12 protein-coding genes are annotated in these 14,756 nt (G+C 61.1%); 8 read left to right on the top strand and 4 right to left on the bottom strand.

All coding sequences use genetic code 11. The features are described 5' to 3' along the window. Positions 1 to 183: 183 nt before the first annotated feature. Positions 184 to 1,068 carry a dihydrodipicolinate synthase family protein gene (locus ACYCVF_RS20140; protein WP_459599244.1) on the bottom strand — a complete coding sequence of 295 codons (885 nt, stop codon included), beginning with the start codon at positions 1,066 to 1,068 and terminating at the stop codon, positions 184 to 186. A 163-nt stretch (positions 1,069 to 1,231) separates the two neighbouring features. Between ACYCVF_RS20140 and ACYCVF_RS20135 the strand changes: the two genes are divergently transcribed. Then, a complete protein-coding gene (locus ACYCVF_RS20135) occupies positions 1,232 to 2,644 on the top strand; it encodes an FAD-binding oxidoreductase (protein WP_459599242.1) in 1,413 nt (470 codons plus the stop codon). A gap of 7 nt (positions 2,645 to 2,651) precedes the next feature. After that, positions 2,652 to 3,317 carry a GntR family transcriptional regulator gene (locus ACYCVF_RS20130; protein WP_459599240.1) on the top strand — a complete coding sequence of 222 codons (666 nt, stop codon included), beginning with the start codon at positions 2,652 to 2,654 and terminating at the stop codon, positions 3,315 to 3,317. A 6-nt stretch (positions 3,318 to 3,323) separates the two neighbouring features. Here the strand turns inward: ACYCVF_RS20130 and ACYCVF_RS20125 are convergent, their stop codons facing one another. Beyond that, positions 3,324 to 3,488 (bottom strand): hypothetical protein, encoded by a 165-nt coding sequence (locus ACYCVF_RS20125; RefSeq protein ID WP_459599238.1) that lies wholly within the window; start codon positions 3,486 to 3,488, stop codon positions 3,324 to 3,326. A 289-nt stretch (positions 3,489 to 3,777) separates the two neighbouring features. Between ACYCVF_RS20125 and ACYCVF_RS20120 the strand changes: the two genes are divergently transcribed. Further along, the gene (locus tag ACYCVF_RS20120) at positions 3,778 to 5,799 is read left to right on the top strand and encodes a YgiQ family radical SAM protein (RefSeq protein WP_459599236.1); all 2,022 of its coding nucleotides are present in this window, start codon (positions 3,778 to 3,780) and stop codon (positions 5,797 to 5,799) included. 612 nt (positions 5,800 to 6,411) lie between these two features. Here ACYCVF_RS20120 and ACYCVF_RS20115 read toward each other — a convergent pair. After that, a complete protein-coding gene (locus tag ACYCVF_RS20115; protein ID WP_459599234.1) occupies positions 6,412 to 7,854 on the bottom strand; it encodes a DUF1254 domain-containing protein in 1,443 nt (480 codons plus the stop codon). 397 nt (positions 7,855 to 8,251) lie between these two features. On the opposite strand from ACYCVF_RS20115, the gene ACYCVF_RS20110 reads away from it, so the two are divergent. Together ACYCVF_RS20110 and ACYCVF_RS20105 are read left to right on the top strand one after the other, a co-directional pair. Further along, a complete protein-coding gene (locus tag ACYCVF_RS20110; RefSeq protein ID WP_459599232.1) occupies positions 8,252 to 8,479 on the top strand; it encodes a hypothetical protein in 228 nt (75 codons plus the stop codon). A 62-nt stretch (positions 8,480 to 8,541) separates the two neighbouring features. Further along, on the top strand, positions 8,542 to 8,907 hold the full coding sequence (locus ACYCVF_RS20105; RefSeq protein ID WP_459599230.1) for a hypothetical protein: 366 nt from the start codon (positions 8,542 to 8,544) through the stop codon (positions 8,905 to 8,907). Positions 8,908 to 9,539: 632 nt separating this feature from the next. On the opposite strand, the gene ACYCVF_RS20100 is transcribed toward ACYCVF_RS20105, so the two are convergent. Next, complete coding sequence (locus ACYCVF_RS20100) at positions 9,540 to 10,229, bottom strand: Crp/Fnr family transcriptional regulator (RefSeq protein WP_459599228.1); 690 nt, start codon at positions 10,227 to 10,229, stop codon at positions 9,540 to 9,542. Between the two features lie 92 nt (positions 10,230 to 10,321). Here ACYCVF_RS20100 and ACYCVF_RS20095 point away from each other — a divergent pair, with 92 nt between their 5' ends. The 3 genes from ACYCVF_RS20095 to ACYCVF_RS20085 all read left to right on the top strand — a co-directional run bounded on the left by ACYCVF_RS20095 (position 10,322) and on the right by ACYCVF_RS20085 (position 14,285). Continuing rightward, positions 10,322 to 11,737: a DUF1254 domain-containing protein gene (locus tag ACYCVF_RS20095; protein ID WP_459606608.1), complete on the top strand. Its 1,416-nt coding sequence runs from the start codon at positions 10,322 to 10,324 to the stop codon at positions 11,735 to 11,737. A 16-nt stretch (positions 11,738 to 11,753) separates the two neighbouring features. Then, the gene (locus tag ACYCVF_RS20090) at positions 11,754 to 12,791 is read left to right on the top strand and encodes a DUF1254 domain-containing protein (protein ID WP_459606597.1); all 1,038 of its coding nucleotides are present in this window, start codon (positions 11,754 to 11,756) and stop codon (positions 12,789 to 12,791) included. 264 nt (positions 12,792 to 13,055) lie between these two features. Next, the gene (locus ACYCVF_RS20085; RefSeq protein ID WP_459599696.1) at positions 13,056 to 14,285 is read left to right on the top strand and encodes a GTP-binding protein; all 1,230 of its coding nucleotides are present in this window, start codon (positions 13,056 to 13,058) and stop codon (positions 14,283 to 14,285) included. Positions 14,286 to 14,756 lie beyond the last annotated feature (471 nt).

Genomic DNA, 14,756 nt, shown 5'->3' with positions numbered 1-14,756 from the left:
TCAGACGCAGCATTGAAGCTGGCGCGTCTAACAGGCACAGCGCGCGAGCGGAACTGCGAGCGGACTTGAATCGCTCTAGTATTGAATCGTTCTAAGAGCGGATCGGGGCCGATCCACAATCTTCAATTGCCACCGCACTGAGCGCTGCACGCAGCACGCGAATTCGCGACATGCGTCCCGATTCTACGCGATAGCAGGCGCCGTCAACACGTCGAGCTTCCGCTTGACCGCGGTGCCGTCCGACAACGCGCGGAGCGGGGGGCGCACGCGCAGCCAGCCTGTATCGCCAGTTTGCGCGGCAAGGATGGCCTTCAATGTCGCGACCGGAGAGGGCGTCTTTACCACGGCGTCGATCGCGGCCTGCATGCGTGCCTCGACCTCCTTGCCGTCGACCATGGCCTTCACCAGCTCCGGCACGACATTGGCCATGCCGCAAATGGTGCCGGCGCCGCCCGCGGCGATGGCGCGGGCGATGTCGGCCTCGTTGCCGACGGTGATGGCGAGCTCCGGCGCGGCCGCGCGGAACGCCTTGAACTGCTTGAAGTCGCCGCTGGAGTCCTTCAGGCCTGCGACCTGCTTGCCGTAGCGCTTGCGCAGGTTCGCGGCGACCGTTGTCGGGATGGCGACGCCCGAGACCTGCGGGATGTGATAGAGCGAGGCGCGCAGCCGATCGTCGGCGACGCCGTCTATGATCGCCGCAAAGGCATCCTCGATGCCTTCGGGCGTGACGCTGCGGTCGAAATAGGGCGGCAGCAGCAGCACGTGGCGCAGTCCGAGGCCGAGCACGGCGCGCGTCAATGCGATGCTGTCGGTGATCGCGGGAAATCCGCCGCCGATTCCGATGCGCTCCGGCGCAACGCCGGCCTTGAGCATGGCTTCGACGGTCGCGACGCGTTCGCCCACATTGAACGAGGTGCCCTCGCCCGTGGTACCGAACAGCACGACGCCATCGACGCCCTTGCCGAAGAGCTGCCTGGCGTGGGCGGCGAGCTTGGCGAAATCCACACTGCCGTCAGCCGCCAGCGGCGTCGCCGATGCCACCCAGAACCCGCGAATTGCCTCCGTCATCACATCGCCCTTTGCTGCCGCCCTGAGCTAAGCCGCTGACCCCCAACGGTCTTCCGGACTTGGCGGGATCCTGTTTTTGCTTTACTTTCTACGTTGTACCTTACATACAAGACTAACGCAAATCCCCGCCTTGGGCGCAGCCGAAATAATGAGGAGGTCTCGCATGGACATGGTGACCCCCACGGGGCGGCCCGATCAGTTGCTCGGCGCCCTGCGCGACAAGCTCGGGCAAGCTGCGGTGTTGACCGGCCGCGACGTGCCCGCGCGCAATTGCAACGACTGGAGCGCGAGCCTGCCGCAGACGCCGCTTGCGGTGATCCGGCCGGTCGATGCGCAGGGCGTTGCGGATGCGATTGCGACCTGTCGGCAGGCCCGGCTTCCCTTCGTGCCGCAGGGCGGTTTGACCGGGCTGTGCCGCGGCGCGTCGCCTGAAGACGGCTGGGTCGCGATCTCGCTGGAGCGCATGACCGGGATCGAGGAGATCGACCGCGCCTCCGCGACGATGACGGTCAGGGCGGGCACGCCGCTGGAGACGATCCAGAAGGCTGCGGACGAGGCAGGTTTCTTCTTTCCGCTCGACCTCGGCTCGCGCGGCTCCTGCGCCATCGGCGGCAATCTCTCGACCAATGCCGGCGGCAACCGCGTCATCCGCTACGGCATGACGCGCGAGCTGGTGCTCGGCCTGGAGGTTGTGCTGCCCGACGGCACCATCATCACCAGCCTCAACAAGCTGATGAAGAACAATGCCGGCTACGATCTGAAGCATCTGTTCATCGGCTCGGAAGGCACGCTCGGCATCATCACCCGCGTGGTGCTGAAGCTGTTTCCGAAGCCGCGCTCGACCATGGCGGCGCTCTGCGCGCTGAAGGACTATGCCGCGGTGGTCGCACTGCTCGGTGCTGCGCGCAGCGGACTGGGGCCGCTGCTGTCGGCTTTCGAGGTGATGTGGCCGGACTATTGGGACGTGATCACCACGCGCGCCGGGGTGAAGCCGCCGGTCGCGCCAGGTCACGGCCTCTACGTGCTGGTCGAGGCGCAGGGCACCGACGAGAGCCTGGACGCACCGCGCTTCCAGAGCTGGCTCGAAGAGCTGATGGAACGCGGGCTGCTCGCCGACGCTGCTGTCGCGCAGTCGCTGGCGCAGACGCAAGCCTTCTGGCGGGTGCGCGACATCTGCGCGGAGTTCGGCCAGGTGCTTGGGCCGCACATCTCCTACGACATCGGCCTTGCGGTGGCGCGCATGGACGAATTCGTCACGCGCTGCAAGGCGGCGCTGGCCTCCGGCATCAAGGGCTGCGAGAGCGTCTATTACGGTCATATCGGCGACGGCAATCTGCATCTCGTCTCCTGGGTCACCGGCCTTTCCGTGGCGCAGCAGCCCAAGGACGCGATGGACGCGATCATCTACGGGCTCGTCCGCGACATGGGCGGCAGCGTCTCCGCCGAGCACGGCATCGGCACGCTGAAGAAGCAGTGGCTGGGCCATGCCAGGAGCGAGAGCGAGATCGCGCTGATGCGGACGCTGAAGGCGGCGCTCGATCCCGATCACCTGCTCAATCCCGGCAAGGTGATCTGACAGCATCATGCGATCGCTCAAGCTCGATACGCCGAAATCGTTGTCGCAGCGGGTGATGCAGCGGCTGCGCCAGGCGATCATCGACGGCGAGTTCGCGCTGGGCGCTGCCATCTCCGAAGAGATGGTGGCGAATTCCTTCGGCGTCAGCCGCACGCCGGTGCGCGAGGCGATGGGGCTGTTGCAGGCGCAGGGCCTGGTGGTGATCCGGCCGCAGGTCGGCAGCTTCGTGTTCACGCCGAGCGCGGAGGACATCAATGCGCTCTGCACCTTCCGCATCGCGCTGGAGCCCAAGGCGGCCGAACTCGCCTTCCGCCACGATCGCGAAGGGGCGATCGCGGCAATGAACGCAGCGATCACGGCGATGGAGCCGGCGGTCGCGGCAAGAGACAACATCGCCTATGGCCGCGCCGACGCCGCCTTTCACGAGGCCTTGTTCGCCCATTGCGGCAACCGCTATCTCGCAGAAGCCTACCAGCTCGTCTCCGGCCGCGTCGCCGCGCTCCGCACCAATCTGACATCGCCGATCGACGTGCGCACCCGCACGTCCTTCGACGAGCATCACAGGCTGCTCGATCTATTCGCACGCGGCGAGTTCGCAGCCTTCGAGAGCCAGATGACGACGCACATCACCAACTCCGGGCTGGTCTATGCGAAGGCGCTGCAAGTGGATTGAGCGGGCCTACCGCTCTTCTTTCGGCGCCTGCCTGTCGAGAAAATCCAGCGCGGTGTTGATCTGGTCGAGCTGGTGCTCGATCTGGTCGCGATCCTCCACCGACGGGGCCTTCTCGAGCTGTTCGACGAGCTTCTGCTTCCGCAACAGCAAGTTCTCTATGACCGTGCTCACAGCTCCCCCATCGCAGAGGCGACGTCGCGAACGCCGAAATGACGGAGGCGCGCGCGACCCGGGCCCACGTCGAACCCTCGACCAGAATGTTCGCAGGCACGGTTGGTTCCTATGGCGTATGGCCGATATCCGATCGAGGACGGAACCCGCCGCTCACCGGAGTGATCCCGGCGACGGCATGAATCGATCGGTGTTTGGACCGTGTCACAGTCGCACAGGTCATCACAATCGGCGTGGCGGCACAGCGATCGGTTGAATTTGCAGGCCCGGGGTCCTATGCGTAGGCGCCATGGACACCCAGATGATCACCGCCGCCAAGCCGCTGATGGCGCAGGCGCAGCCGCGCAAGCCGGCGCCATTCCTGCCGATGAGCCGCGCCGAGATGGATGCGCTCGGCTGGGACGCTTGCGATATCGTGCTGGTGACCGGGGACGCCTATGTCGACCATCCGAGCTTCGGCATGGCGATCATCGGCCGGCTGCTCGAGGCGCAAGGCTTTCGCGTCGGCATCATCGCGCAGCCGGACTGGCATTCGGCCGAGCCGTTCAAGGCGCTCGGAAAGCCAAGAGTGTTCTTCGGCGTCACCGGCGGCAACATGGACTCGATGGTGAACCGCTACACCGCGGACCGCCGCATCCGCAGCGACGATGCCTATACGGCCGGCGGCGAAGGCGGCAAGCGGCCGGACCGCTGCACCATCGTCTACGCGCAGCGCTGCCGCGAGGCATTCAAGGACGTGCCGATCGTGCTCGGCGGCATCGAGGCCTCGCTGCGCCGGATCGCGCACTACGACTACTGGTCCGACAAGGTGCGCCGCTCGGTGCTGGCCGACGCCAAGGCGGACCTCCTGCTCTACGGCAATGCCGAGCGCGCCGTCGTCGAGGTGGCGCAAAGGCTCGCCGCCGGCGAAGCACCACGCGAGCTCGACGACATCAGGGGCGTCGCGCTGTTCCGCAAGGTCCCGGCTGACTACACGGAGCTGCACGCCGACGATCTCGATTCCGCCGACGAGGCCGCGTCGCGGACGAAAGGCCCGACCGTGATCCGGCTGCCGGCCTTGGAACAGGTCGAGCAGGACAAGGAAGCCTATGCCCGCGCCTCGCGCGTGCTGCACCGGGAGAGCAATCCCGGCAATGCGCGGCCGCTGGTGCAGCGTCACGGCGATCGCGATCTCTGGCTCAACCCGCCGCCGATCCCGCTGACCAGCGAGGAGATGGACGCGGTCTACGACCTGCCTTATGCGCGCGCACCGCATCCGTCCTACGGCGAAGCCAAAATCCCCGCCTGGGACATGATCAAGTTCTCGGTCACGATCATGCGCGGCTGCTTCGGCGGCTGCACCTTCTGCTCGATCACCGAGCACGAGGGCCGCATCATCCAGAACCGCTCGGAGGGCTCGATCCTGCGCGAGATCGAGAAGATCCGCGACAGGACGCCCGGCTTCACCGGCGTCATCTCCGACATCGGCGGCCCCACCGCCAACATGTACCGGATGGCGTGCAAGGACCCGAAGGTCGAGGCCGCGTGCCGGCGGCCGTCCTGCGTCTTCCCCGAGATCTGCCCCAACCTCAACACCTCGCATGACGACCTGATCCGGCTCTATCGCAAGGTGCGCGAGACCAAGGGCATCAAGAAGGTGATGGTCGCGTCCGGCGTGCGCTACGACCTCGCGGTCGAGAGCCCTGAATACATCAAGGAGCTCGTCACCCATCACGTCGGCGGCTATCTGAAGATCGCGCCGGAGCATACCGAGCGCGGGCCGCTCGACAAGATGATGAAGCCGGGCATCGGCGCCTATGACCGCTTCAAGCGGATGTTCGACGCCGCCGCCGAGCAGGCGGGCAAGAAGTATTACCTGATCCCCTATTTCATCGCGGCGCATCCGGGCACGACCGACGAGGACATGATGAACCTCGCGCTGTGGCTCAAGAAGAACCGCTACCGCGCCGATCAGGTGCAGACCTTCCTGCCCTCGCCGATGGCGACCGCGACGGCGATGTACCACACCGGCGTCAATCCCTTGCGCGGCGTGCGCCACGGCGGCAGCGACAAGGTCGAGGCGATCAAGGGCCTGCGCCAGCGCCGCCTGCACAAGGCGTTCCTGCGCTATCACGACCCCGACAACTGGCCGGTGCTGCGCGAAGCGCTGAAGGAGATGGGCCGCGCCGACCTGATCGGCTCGCAACCCCACCAGCTCGTGCCCGCGCACCAGCCGCCAGGCACCGGCAAGGCCGCCGGCACGAAGCGACCAATGCGGCCGGGCGGCAAAACGCAACGCTTCACGACCAAGGGCCTGCGGGTGATGAAGTAGGCGGTGGGAGCCGGATCAGGCCAGATTCCGCGTGGCGCTGTCGCACCTCCAAGACAAAATGTCGAAACAACCCCATGCACAGTAGCCGGGGTCAGCAAGATCAATGACTTACGGCGCGATGAGCTTGCGATGTCCGGTCACCGCGGCTCGGCTTGCTGATTGCCCATAGCCTTTCGAAAAGCGACGCGCATTTTCCTGATTTTACGAACCTTGCATCGTCGGGCAAAACAGGCGCATCATGGCATCATCGCGAAACGTGGGAGAGGGCGAGCCCCTCAGCGTTTCGGTATCGACATCCTCGAGCGTACACCGCATCCGCCCGCATACTGTTCCTCACCTGTTCGACTCGCTGCAGGGGATCGCGTTTCTGATCGCCGGTTCACCTGGCAGCCCAGCAACTTTCTCCGAGACAACCGCACCAGCCCTTGCCTCGCGCGCACCGCGCTCAAAGTGGCCCTCCTATCCTGGTTCAGGATGCTCATGGAAGTCGGGTTTCCAAGGCAGTAGGAAGTCAGCCGTCTTAGCCGGATAGGCGGCCTGTGACCCGAAGCGGACAACACGAGAACCGATATCATCGCAACGACCGGAGGAGGACGTCGCGACCTGCGTCTTCTATGAGACCCTTTTCACGCCGGGGGGCCGCCACGTCCCTTCGCCCGCCGGTAGTATCGAAGGTGGCGTAGGTTTAGGCCAGTATAGGCGCATCACGAGATAAATTTTGTCATCCGGTGCTGGAAGCCAATTTGCCTCCTTATCCGCGCCCGGGCTTTCCTTTTGAATGTACAGCGTCAGCGATCCGTCTGCGTCCTTTTTCATCGCTGGTAACATTGGGGAGTTGATGAGGTAGCGATTGATCGGGTTCTTGACCAAAAGCTGGCTCTTGCCATCGTACATCGTAACTGACCAAAACGCATTCACTGGCGGCAACTGGCCGGGTGCGAAGGTGATTGCGTACTTGTGCTTGCTGCCGTCGAGCGGCTCACCTGTCGCGTCGGTTCGGGTATAGGGGTACATTGCTTCTACGGCATCGTTGCCCAAGAGACCACCTTTGGCAGACCCAGCCCGCATCACCCAATCACTATTGTAGAACGCCTCATCGCCAAAGAACGAGCCGACGTTCCAGCCATTGATGTTTTTGTTTCCGCTGGCCAACCATTTGTCGACCTTGTCGTCGCCCTGCTTCATGGCCACCAGGATTGCGGCTTTGTGTTCGAGCGATAAGTCCTTGAACTCGAAGGTCTTGCCAGGGCCGATGCCGATCTTCGCAAGTTTCGCGCGGATCGCCTTGTCCCTTGGCGTCTCCGGGACGTATTGCAGGGCAGCATCGAGATACTGGAAGAAGTTCTCCTTGATCCCGGCGGTGTTGGCAGAAACGAAATCGATCTTCGGGGCGGCGGACGGGGCGGGTTGCTTAAGGAACGTGGAAAGCGGCTGGGCCTTGTAGCCGGCCTGCACTTTCTCGACGTTCGGCATATCGCCGGGGTTGAAGAGTTGAGTGCGGATAAGCGCGAGCGGGAACGGCGTCGTCGATTGAAAAACCTTCTTGATCCCAGTGGGTGCTACACCCTTCCAGTCGGGGCCGACCACCAGATAGTCGCCACCCTCGGTCCCCGTGGCGCGAGTGCCAATATAGCCAAAATTGTAGGTGTTGCCGTCGATGAGTTGGACCGCGTAATAGCGATCCTTCTCCACCATTGGCACCGAGACAACCATCGGTTCGGCACGCAAATCTAGCCAGATGAACGAGTAAGGGGTGTCGCTGTTGGGCGTGATGACTGCCGTATCCTCAGGCGTGGCGACATGGTGCAGGCTGTTGATTTCGTTGAACGGCGCTTTGAACTGCCCGGAGTTCTTGTCAACGGCAAACTCTTGCATGACTGCATAATACATCACGAGCGGTAGACCGTAGATGAAGCCTTCTTCGGCGATGTCCTTGGCCTCTAACAGACTGGGCCATTCGGCTTTATCCTGGGAAATTGCTGGGGTCGACTTCGCCGTCGTGGCGACGAGTGCGGTCATCGCAGCAGAGCGAAGCAGATCGCGTTTCGTGAACATCTGAACAATTCCTTCCGGTTCGCAGCTTGTGGTCGAGCGCGCGTAGGTAGGCACGAGAAGGTTACACGCCTTCTGGGAGGGTTGACAGTGCAATAACGGCCAATTCAGACCGTCTGTATGTCCGCCTTCGGCCCTTAGCCGAACAAGGCTGAGACCATCGCGGTGTCGGCTATCAGCGGTGCACCAGACGCTAGGCAGCGCTCACTTTGACCGCCGCTTGTGAACCCATGGCGGTCGTTGGCCCATGGGAAATCAGAACCGGGTGGTCGTCGCGACCGCCAGCGACAAAGTGGCACATTCGGATTCGCGGGTTGTGCGCGCCGATTAATGCACGCTTAATACTCGTTCGAGTACGGGAGTCGGTCCATCCATTGCAGCTCGCCGCAATGAGAGCCGTATGAGTTTGTGGTACTTCGTGAGCGACTGGTTCGCAGGTGTTCCAACCCATGGAGCGCTGTTCAAAAGAGTCATGATTAACGCTGGATGGGCAATCGTCCTGCTCTTTGTAATGATTTTTCTTCAGGCTCCCGCTGAATACGCGGCCGTCGTTTTCTACGGTGTTATTGTTGTGAATGGCGTGATGATCTTTGTCTTTCATCGCCAGCGCCTGCAAATGCGTGATTGAGAGTGTGCTGCCTACTGTCCATCACTCAACGCCAAGCCGGCAAAGACCTTTAAGAGCCATAGATGAAGATCAAGCTTGCCATCGCAGCGTTCCTAGTCCTCGGTGTCGCTGTTCTCGGTTATGCTCATGTCCGCGGCTATCCGCCGTTCACCTCTCAGTTTGTGCAGACCTGTGAAAAGGCAATCCAGGAGCGGCTGGCGGTTCCCTCCACCTATCAACGGATTGGCCTGGACGACTCCAGAAGATCGATCACGTGGGACGAATTTTTCGCCGAGCCGGAGCGGGCCGTAGCTGAAGCAACGAGAAAGGTTATGATCCAGACCGCGAAGAAGCCGCCGGTTCAGTATATCGCGCTCATCGACTACCAGGCTCAGGACTCCATCGGTGCAATCATTCGAAAGGACGTCATGCACTTTCAACTCACTTGATGGGAGCGATGCGCCTACGCGTACGTTCTGGGTGAAGATCGATGGCGAACGTAACCTGGAGTGGGTCGCTCGGCAGCCCAATGCCGCAACGCTCCATCAGCGCTTGCTGAAAAATCTGTGATGCGCCCCGGGTCGTTATTGGCCCGCGGGCTACGTCCACCCAGAGCGCGCGGATATCCGCTTCCGAGACGTAGCCCGACCAACATTATGCGGGCTGGCGCGCGATAGTCAGTTTCCCTGAAGCGACTTGCCCATAGATAAAAACAAGCTGCATCTGATCACAATATCACAAGGAGTTTCCCGAAGGCTCCTCTTCAAAATCGCGGAGTCCAGACGGCGCGGCGGTGATGATGCCGGTTATTGGACCATGCCGACGACGGCAATTACGGCTTGACCGGAAATGACGGACGCATCGCCAGACGACGTCAATGACTCATTTCAGACATTCACATCGGAGTTTGCGCGCAATAAGAGCAGGCTGGCGGCGACTCTGGCAGGAGGGACAGCATGCATCATCGTGTGCACACTGCATGAAGCCATCTCGGGCGGGGACGACTGGGCAGCAGCTCCCGTTCGCGGCTCCCAGCAAATTCGACGCACCGAAGAGTGACATCACGCGCATGCCGCGAATCTCAATCATCCCTCTCCGCGTCGGCATATCGGCGAAGCGCATTGACGTCATTTACAATGATCGAGCGATAGGTGTGCGTGAGCCAGCCAGCGTCCTTGAACTGCTTCAATGCGGCATTCACCTGCTTGCGTGATGCATTGGCCATGATGCCCAACTCGCTTTGAGTCAAGGGCAGAGGGGCTTCACCAATTCTTATCGTCCGCTGCAAGACGGAGGCGATGCGACGACCCGCCTGGGGCTTCTGCAAGTCATGCACGACCTCGAGCAACGTTTCGACGCTCATCATCAGGATTTGCGCGATGTGGTGCGAGACCGTGGGGTCTTTCGCCGCCATTCGGTCCAGCGCATCGAGCGGCACGTGCAACAGCGTCGTATCAAGGGCAGCCCTCACCTCTCCTCGTCGTGGCTTCCTTGTTAGAAAGCAAGCCTCTCCCGTCCAGTGGCCAGGTATACCGAGCAGCATCAAGCGCGGTGCGTGATCGAGGGGCGCCAGACTCACGCTAATGGTGCCAGCCACGAGTCCGTAAATTCCGCCGGGCGGATCGCCGACGTGAAACAGCACCTCTCCCTTCTTCAATTGAATCAATACCGAATGATGCAGCACGTCCGCCCGAAACTTGCTTGGTACCCGGGTGAGCCAGCCCGACGAGCTTGCGATCTTTTCGGACTCAACCTTAGATATTTTTCGCATCAACGCTCACTTTGTCCGATTTCGGACAATCTTGCATTTTGAGGTCGTTAAACTCAAGCGCGCCTACAGCTCGGGAGAGAGGGGTTCGAGTGATGACAACGCCTTTGACCCGTCGCGACTTTGTACTCGGGACGGCTGCCATATCCGTCGGCGCCAACACGAATGCCGCCGCGGCCACATCGCTTGCACCGGGCGATGCGCGATCTATTGCCAGGGAAGCGACAATCTACGGCGTGCCGATGCTGGAAAATTATCGCATCATGAGGTCGTACTTCGTCGATCGCGACGATCCCGAGTTCAAGGCGCCGTGGAATGCAATCAACAACGTCGCGCGCGTCTTTACCCCGGACGACAAGGCGATCCAGACACCCAATTCCGACACCCCATACTCTCAGCTCGGCGCAGACCTGCGTGCCGAACCGCTGGTGCTGACAGTGCCCGCCGTCGAGAAGAGGCGGTATTATTCATTGCAGTTCATCGATCTCTACACGTTCAACTTCGCCTATGTAGGAAGCCGCGCCACGGGCAATGATCCCGGAAGTTTCCTGCTGGCCGGCCCACGATGGCAAGGCGAGAGGCCGAAAGGCATCAAGGCGATCATCCGTTCCGAGACCGAGCTCAATCTGGTGCTTTACCGGACACAGCTGTTCGACCCAGCCGACCTCGACGGCGTCAAACGCGTCCAGGCTGGCTACAAGGTCCAGACGCTATCCAGCTTCCTGGGGCAACCGGCTCCGCCCCCAATGTCCGCAACCCGTTTTCCAGCACCACTCGCGCAAGACGAGCAGAAGAGCTCGCCCGAGTTCTTCGTTCTCTTGAACTTCCTCCTTCAGTTCTGTCCGACGCATCCGTCCGAAAAATCTCTAATGGCTCGCTTCGCGAGGCTGAACATCGGGGCCGGGAAGAACTTCGATCCAGGCAACCTGTCGCCCGAAATGCGCAAAGCCGTGACGGACGGAATGGCAGACGCCTGGAAGGCGTTTGCCGAGTTCAAGGCGAAGGAGGTTGATACCGGCAAGCGCACCGCGGCGGACGGATTCGGTACGCGGGCCATGCTGAAGAACGCCTACATGGCCCGGATGGCATCCGCCGTGCTTGGCATCTACGGCAATACCAGGGACGAGGCGATGTACCCGGCTTATTTCCGGGATGCAGACGGCGGCATGCTCAATGGTGCAAACCGCTACATGCTTCGCTTCAAGTCAGGACAATTGCCGCCAGCCAATGCCTTCTGGTCCCTCACGATGTACGAGCTGCCGTCGAGCCTGCTCTACGCCAACAAGATCAACCGCTATCTGATCAATTCGACGATGCTCGATAGCCTCAAGCGCGATCCCGATGGCGGTTACACACTCCACATTCAGAATGAAGCGCCCGGAGCGGATCGCGAGTCGAACTGGCTGCCTTGCCCCAAGGGGCCGTTCTGGACGACGCTTCGCATATACTGGCCCAAGGCAGAGGCTTTGAACGGCCAATGGAAGCAGCCCCCATTGCAGCGCGTCGTCTGAGCGTAAGGAGATTGGCATGAAGATCGGCCGCGTTTCTGTTCTTGCAGCAATGATCACGTCAGCGCAGTTCGGTATGGCGCAAAGCGGATTCCCCGCAGAACACAAGCCCGCTCTAGTAACGCCCGAGAACTTTGCCCGCGCGGAATCGGATCTGTATTTCGGCGGCGTCGTGAAGAACGGTGGTTTTGGAAAGTTCGACCATACCCGTTCGCCCGCGCCGCTGGACAAGCAGACTGTCATCCGTCTCAACCGAGACACGCTCTATTCTGCCGCCGTGTTCGACCTCGATGCCGGGCCCGTCACCATAACGCTGCCGAACGCCGGCAAGCGATTCATGTCGCTACAGGTGATCGACGAAGACCAGTACACATTTGGTGTGTTCTACAAGCCCGGCAGCGTCACGCTTGCGCGAAAGGATGTCGGCACACGCTATGCTTTGGCCGCCGTTCGAACGCTTGTCGATCCGGCCGATCCTCAGGACCTCAAGGAGGTGCACGCGCTGCAGGACGCGATCAAGGTGTCACAAAAGCAGGCAGGGAAGTTCCAGATTCCCGACTGGGACCAAGCAAGCCAGAAGAAGGTGCGTGATGCATTGCTGGCGCTGGGGACCACACTTCCCGATACGAGCCGGATGTATGGACGCAAGGGGGAGGTCGATCCCCTCCGATTCGTGATCGGCGCTGCCCTTGGCTGGGGGGCAAATCCTCCAAAGGAGGCACTCTACCTCAACGTCGTCCCGACCCGTAACGATGGCACGACGGTCTACAGGCTGAACGTGAAGGACGTGCCGGTGGACGGGTTCTGGTCGATAAGCCTGTACAACGCGGAAGGCTACTTCGAGCCGAACCAGTACAACGCCTATTCGCTCAACAACATCACGGCACGAAAGAACGACGACAGTTCAGTATCCGTGCAATTCGGCGGTTGTGACGGAAAGATTCCCAATTGCCTGCCCATCATGAAGGGCTGGAACTATATGGTCCGGCTTTACAGGCCGCGGGCGGAGATCTTGAACGGAAAGTGGAAGTTTCCGGAAGCCCAGCCCGACAAGTAGATTTCGGCAATGACTATCCGGGTTCACGAGGGAAGTCGGGCTCCCAGACGCACCTCCAAAGTGCGCGCCGCCCGACCGTGACTTGATTTAATTTATCGATCTCAATATTAATATATTTATATAGACGCCGATATTCAAATATTAATTGGCGGGGCGGGGCCGAGAGGAACGGACAGGTCCAAACTGTTGTGGCGCGACCTGCGGCGTCACTGCCTGCCTCTGTCAACGTCGCTCAGTCCGCAGGTCATCGGCCAGGGAAGACTTATGAAAGAGGCACCAGGTCCCGCCAATCGGCTACCGGTCACCGTGCTCAGCGGATTTCTGGGGGCGGGGAAGACGACATTGCTCAACCACGTGCTCAGGAATCGCGAGGGCCTTCGCGTTGCCGTCATCGTCAATGACATGAGCAAGCTGAACATAGACGCGGATCTGGTTCGCAATGGTGGGGCGAACCTGTCGCATACGACCGAGACACTCGTGCAGCTCAGCAACGGCTGCATATGCTGCACGCTGCGCGACGATCTCCTGATGGAGGTCAGGCGATTGGCCGAAGAGCGACGCTTCGATTATCTTCTGATCGAAGGGACCGGGATTGCCGAACCTCTTCCCGTCGCAGCAACTTTCTCCTTTCGCGACGAGGCCGGCGTCTCGCTCTCTGATCTTGCGAACCTCGACACGATGGTCACCGTCGTGGACGCCTTGAACCTGCTCGCCAAATTCAACAGCCGCGATCTGCTGCGCGACCACGGCGAGTCACGCGATGCCGCCGATGGACGCACGCTGGTCGATCTCCTGGTCGAGCAGATCGAATTTGCCGACGTGGTCGTGATCAACAAGGTGTCAGAAGCTACAGAGGCGACGCGTGCGGAGGTTCGCAAGGTGGTTGCCGCGCTCAATCCACGGGCGCGCCAGATCGAGACTGACTTTGGCGAAGTTCCTCTCCACGCCATTCTCAACACCGGCCTTTTCCGCGAAGCGAAGGCCGCGACTCATCCTCTCTGGGACAAGGAGCTCAACAGCCCCGCTTCCCATGTGCCGGAGACCGAGGAGTACGGCATATCCAGTTTCGTCTACTCGGAAAGACGTCCGTTCGATCCGGCCAGCCTCTTGTCCTTTCTCAACAAGCCATGGCCAGGCGTGTTGCGCGCCAAGGGACATTTCTGGCTTGCTACGCGTCCGGACTGGGTGGGTCTCCTCTCGGTTGCAGGGATGCAACGTCGATGCGAGCCCATGGGATATTGGTGGGCAACAGTCCCAAAGTCGAATTGGCCAAGCCATCCTCACGTCCAACAACATCTCAATGAGAGATGGGACAGCACTTGGGGCGATCGTCGTCAGGAGCTGGTGTTCATCGGTTCAGGCATGGACGAAACGTACATCCGAGCCTCGCTGGATGCTTGTCTTGCCGTTTCGGAGAATGAGTTCACTCCCCAGAGCTGGCGCAATCTCAGCGACCCCTTTCCGCCCTGGCATTATCCTGATCACCTCAACTAATTTAGGCAGCGTAGCGCCCGTGCCCTCGCGTCTTGAGCCGGCTATTAACGCTCGACACGACCATGTGACACGAAAACCATTGTATTAATATTAAATGCAATTAATATCGTCGTTTTAATTCGATGCGATGACGGCTGGCCGGCGATGCCATGGTTACAGAAATCATTACGAAAAACGGGGCGATCGCGTCCGAGGGGCAGATCGAACAATGCAGGTTCGCGCTCGCCTCCCGGTTCAGAGCCTCTCCTGAAAGTCCAAGATCGACTCGTTGCCGAATAGTGGAAACGTCGCTTCGACATCCGCGCCGCCGTCAAGGTGACGGCCATCAGCATCTGTCAGGCAATTTCCCCCATCTCGCGAGGATGTCATGAGGTCCTTGTACGAAAATTTTCGTTTGAGCCACATAGCTCTCGGATTGCGGGCCTGGCCACGGACCCTGTCCCGGAGAAATAGCTGGACGCCTGATCCAGA

Source organism: Bradyrhizobium cedriense, from assembly GCF_054602315.1.
This window is presented reverse-complemented; position numbering and strand designations above follow the sequence as displayed.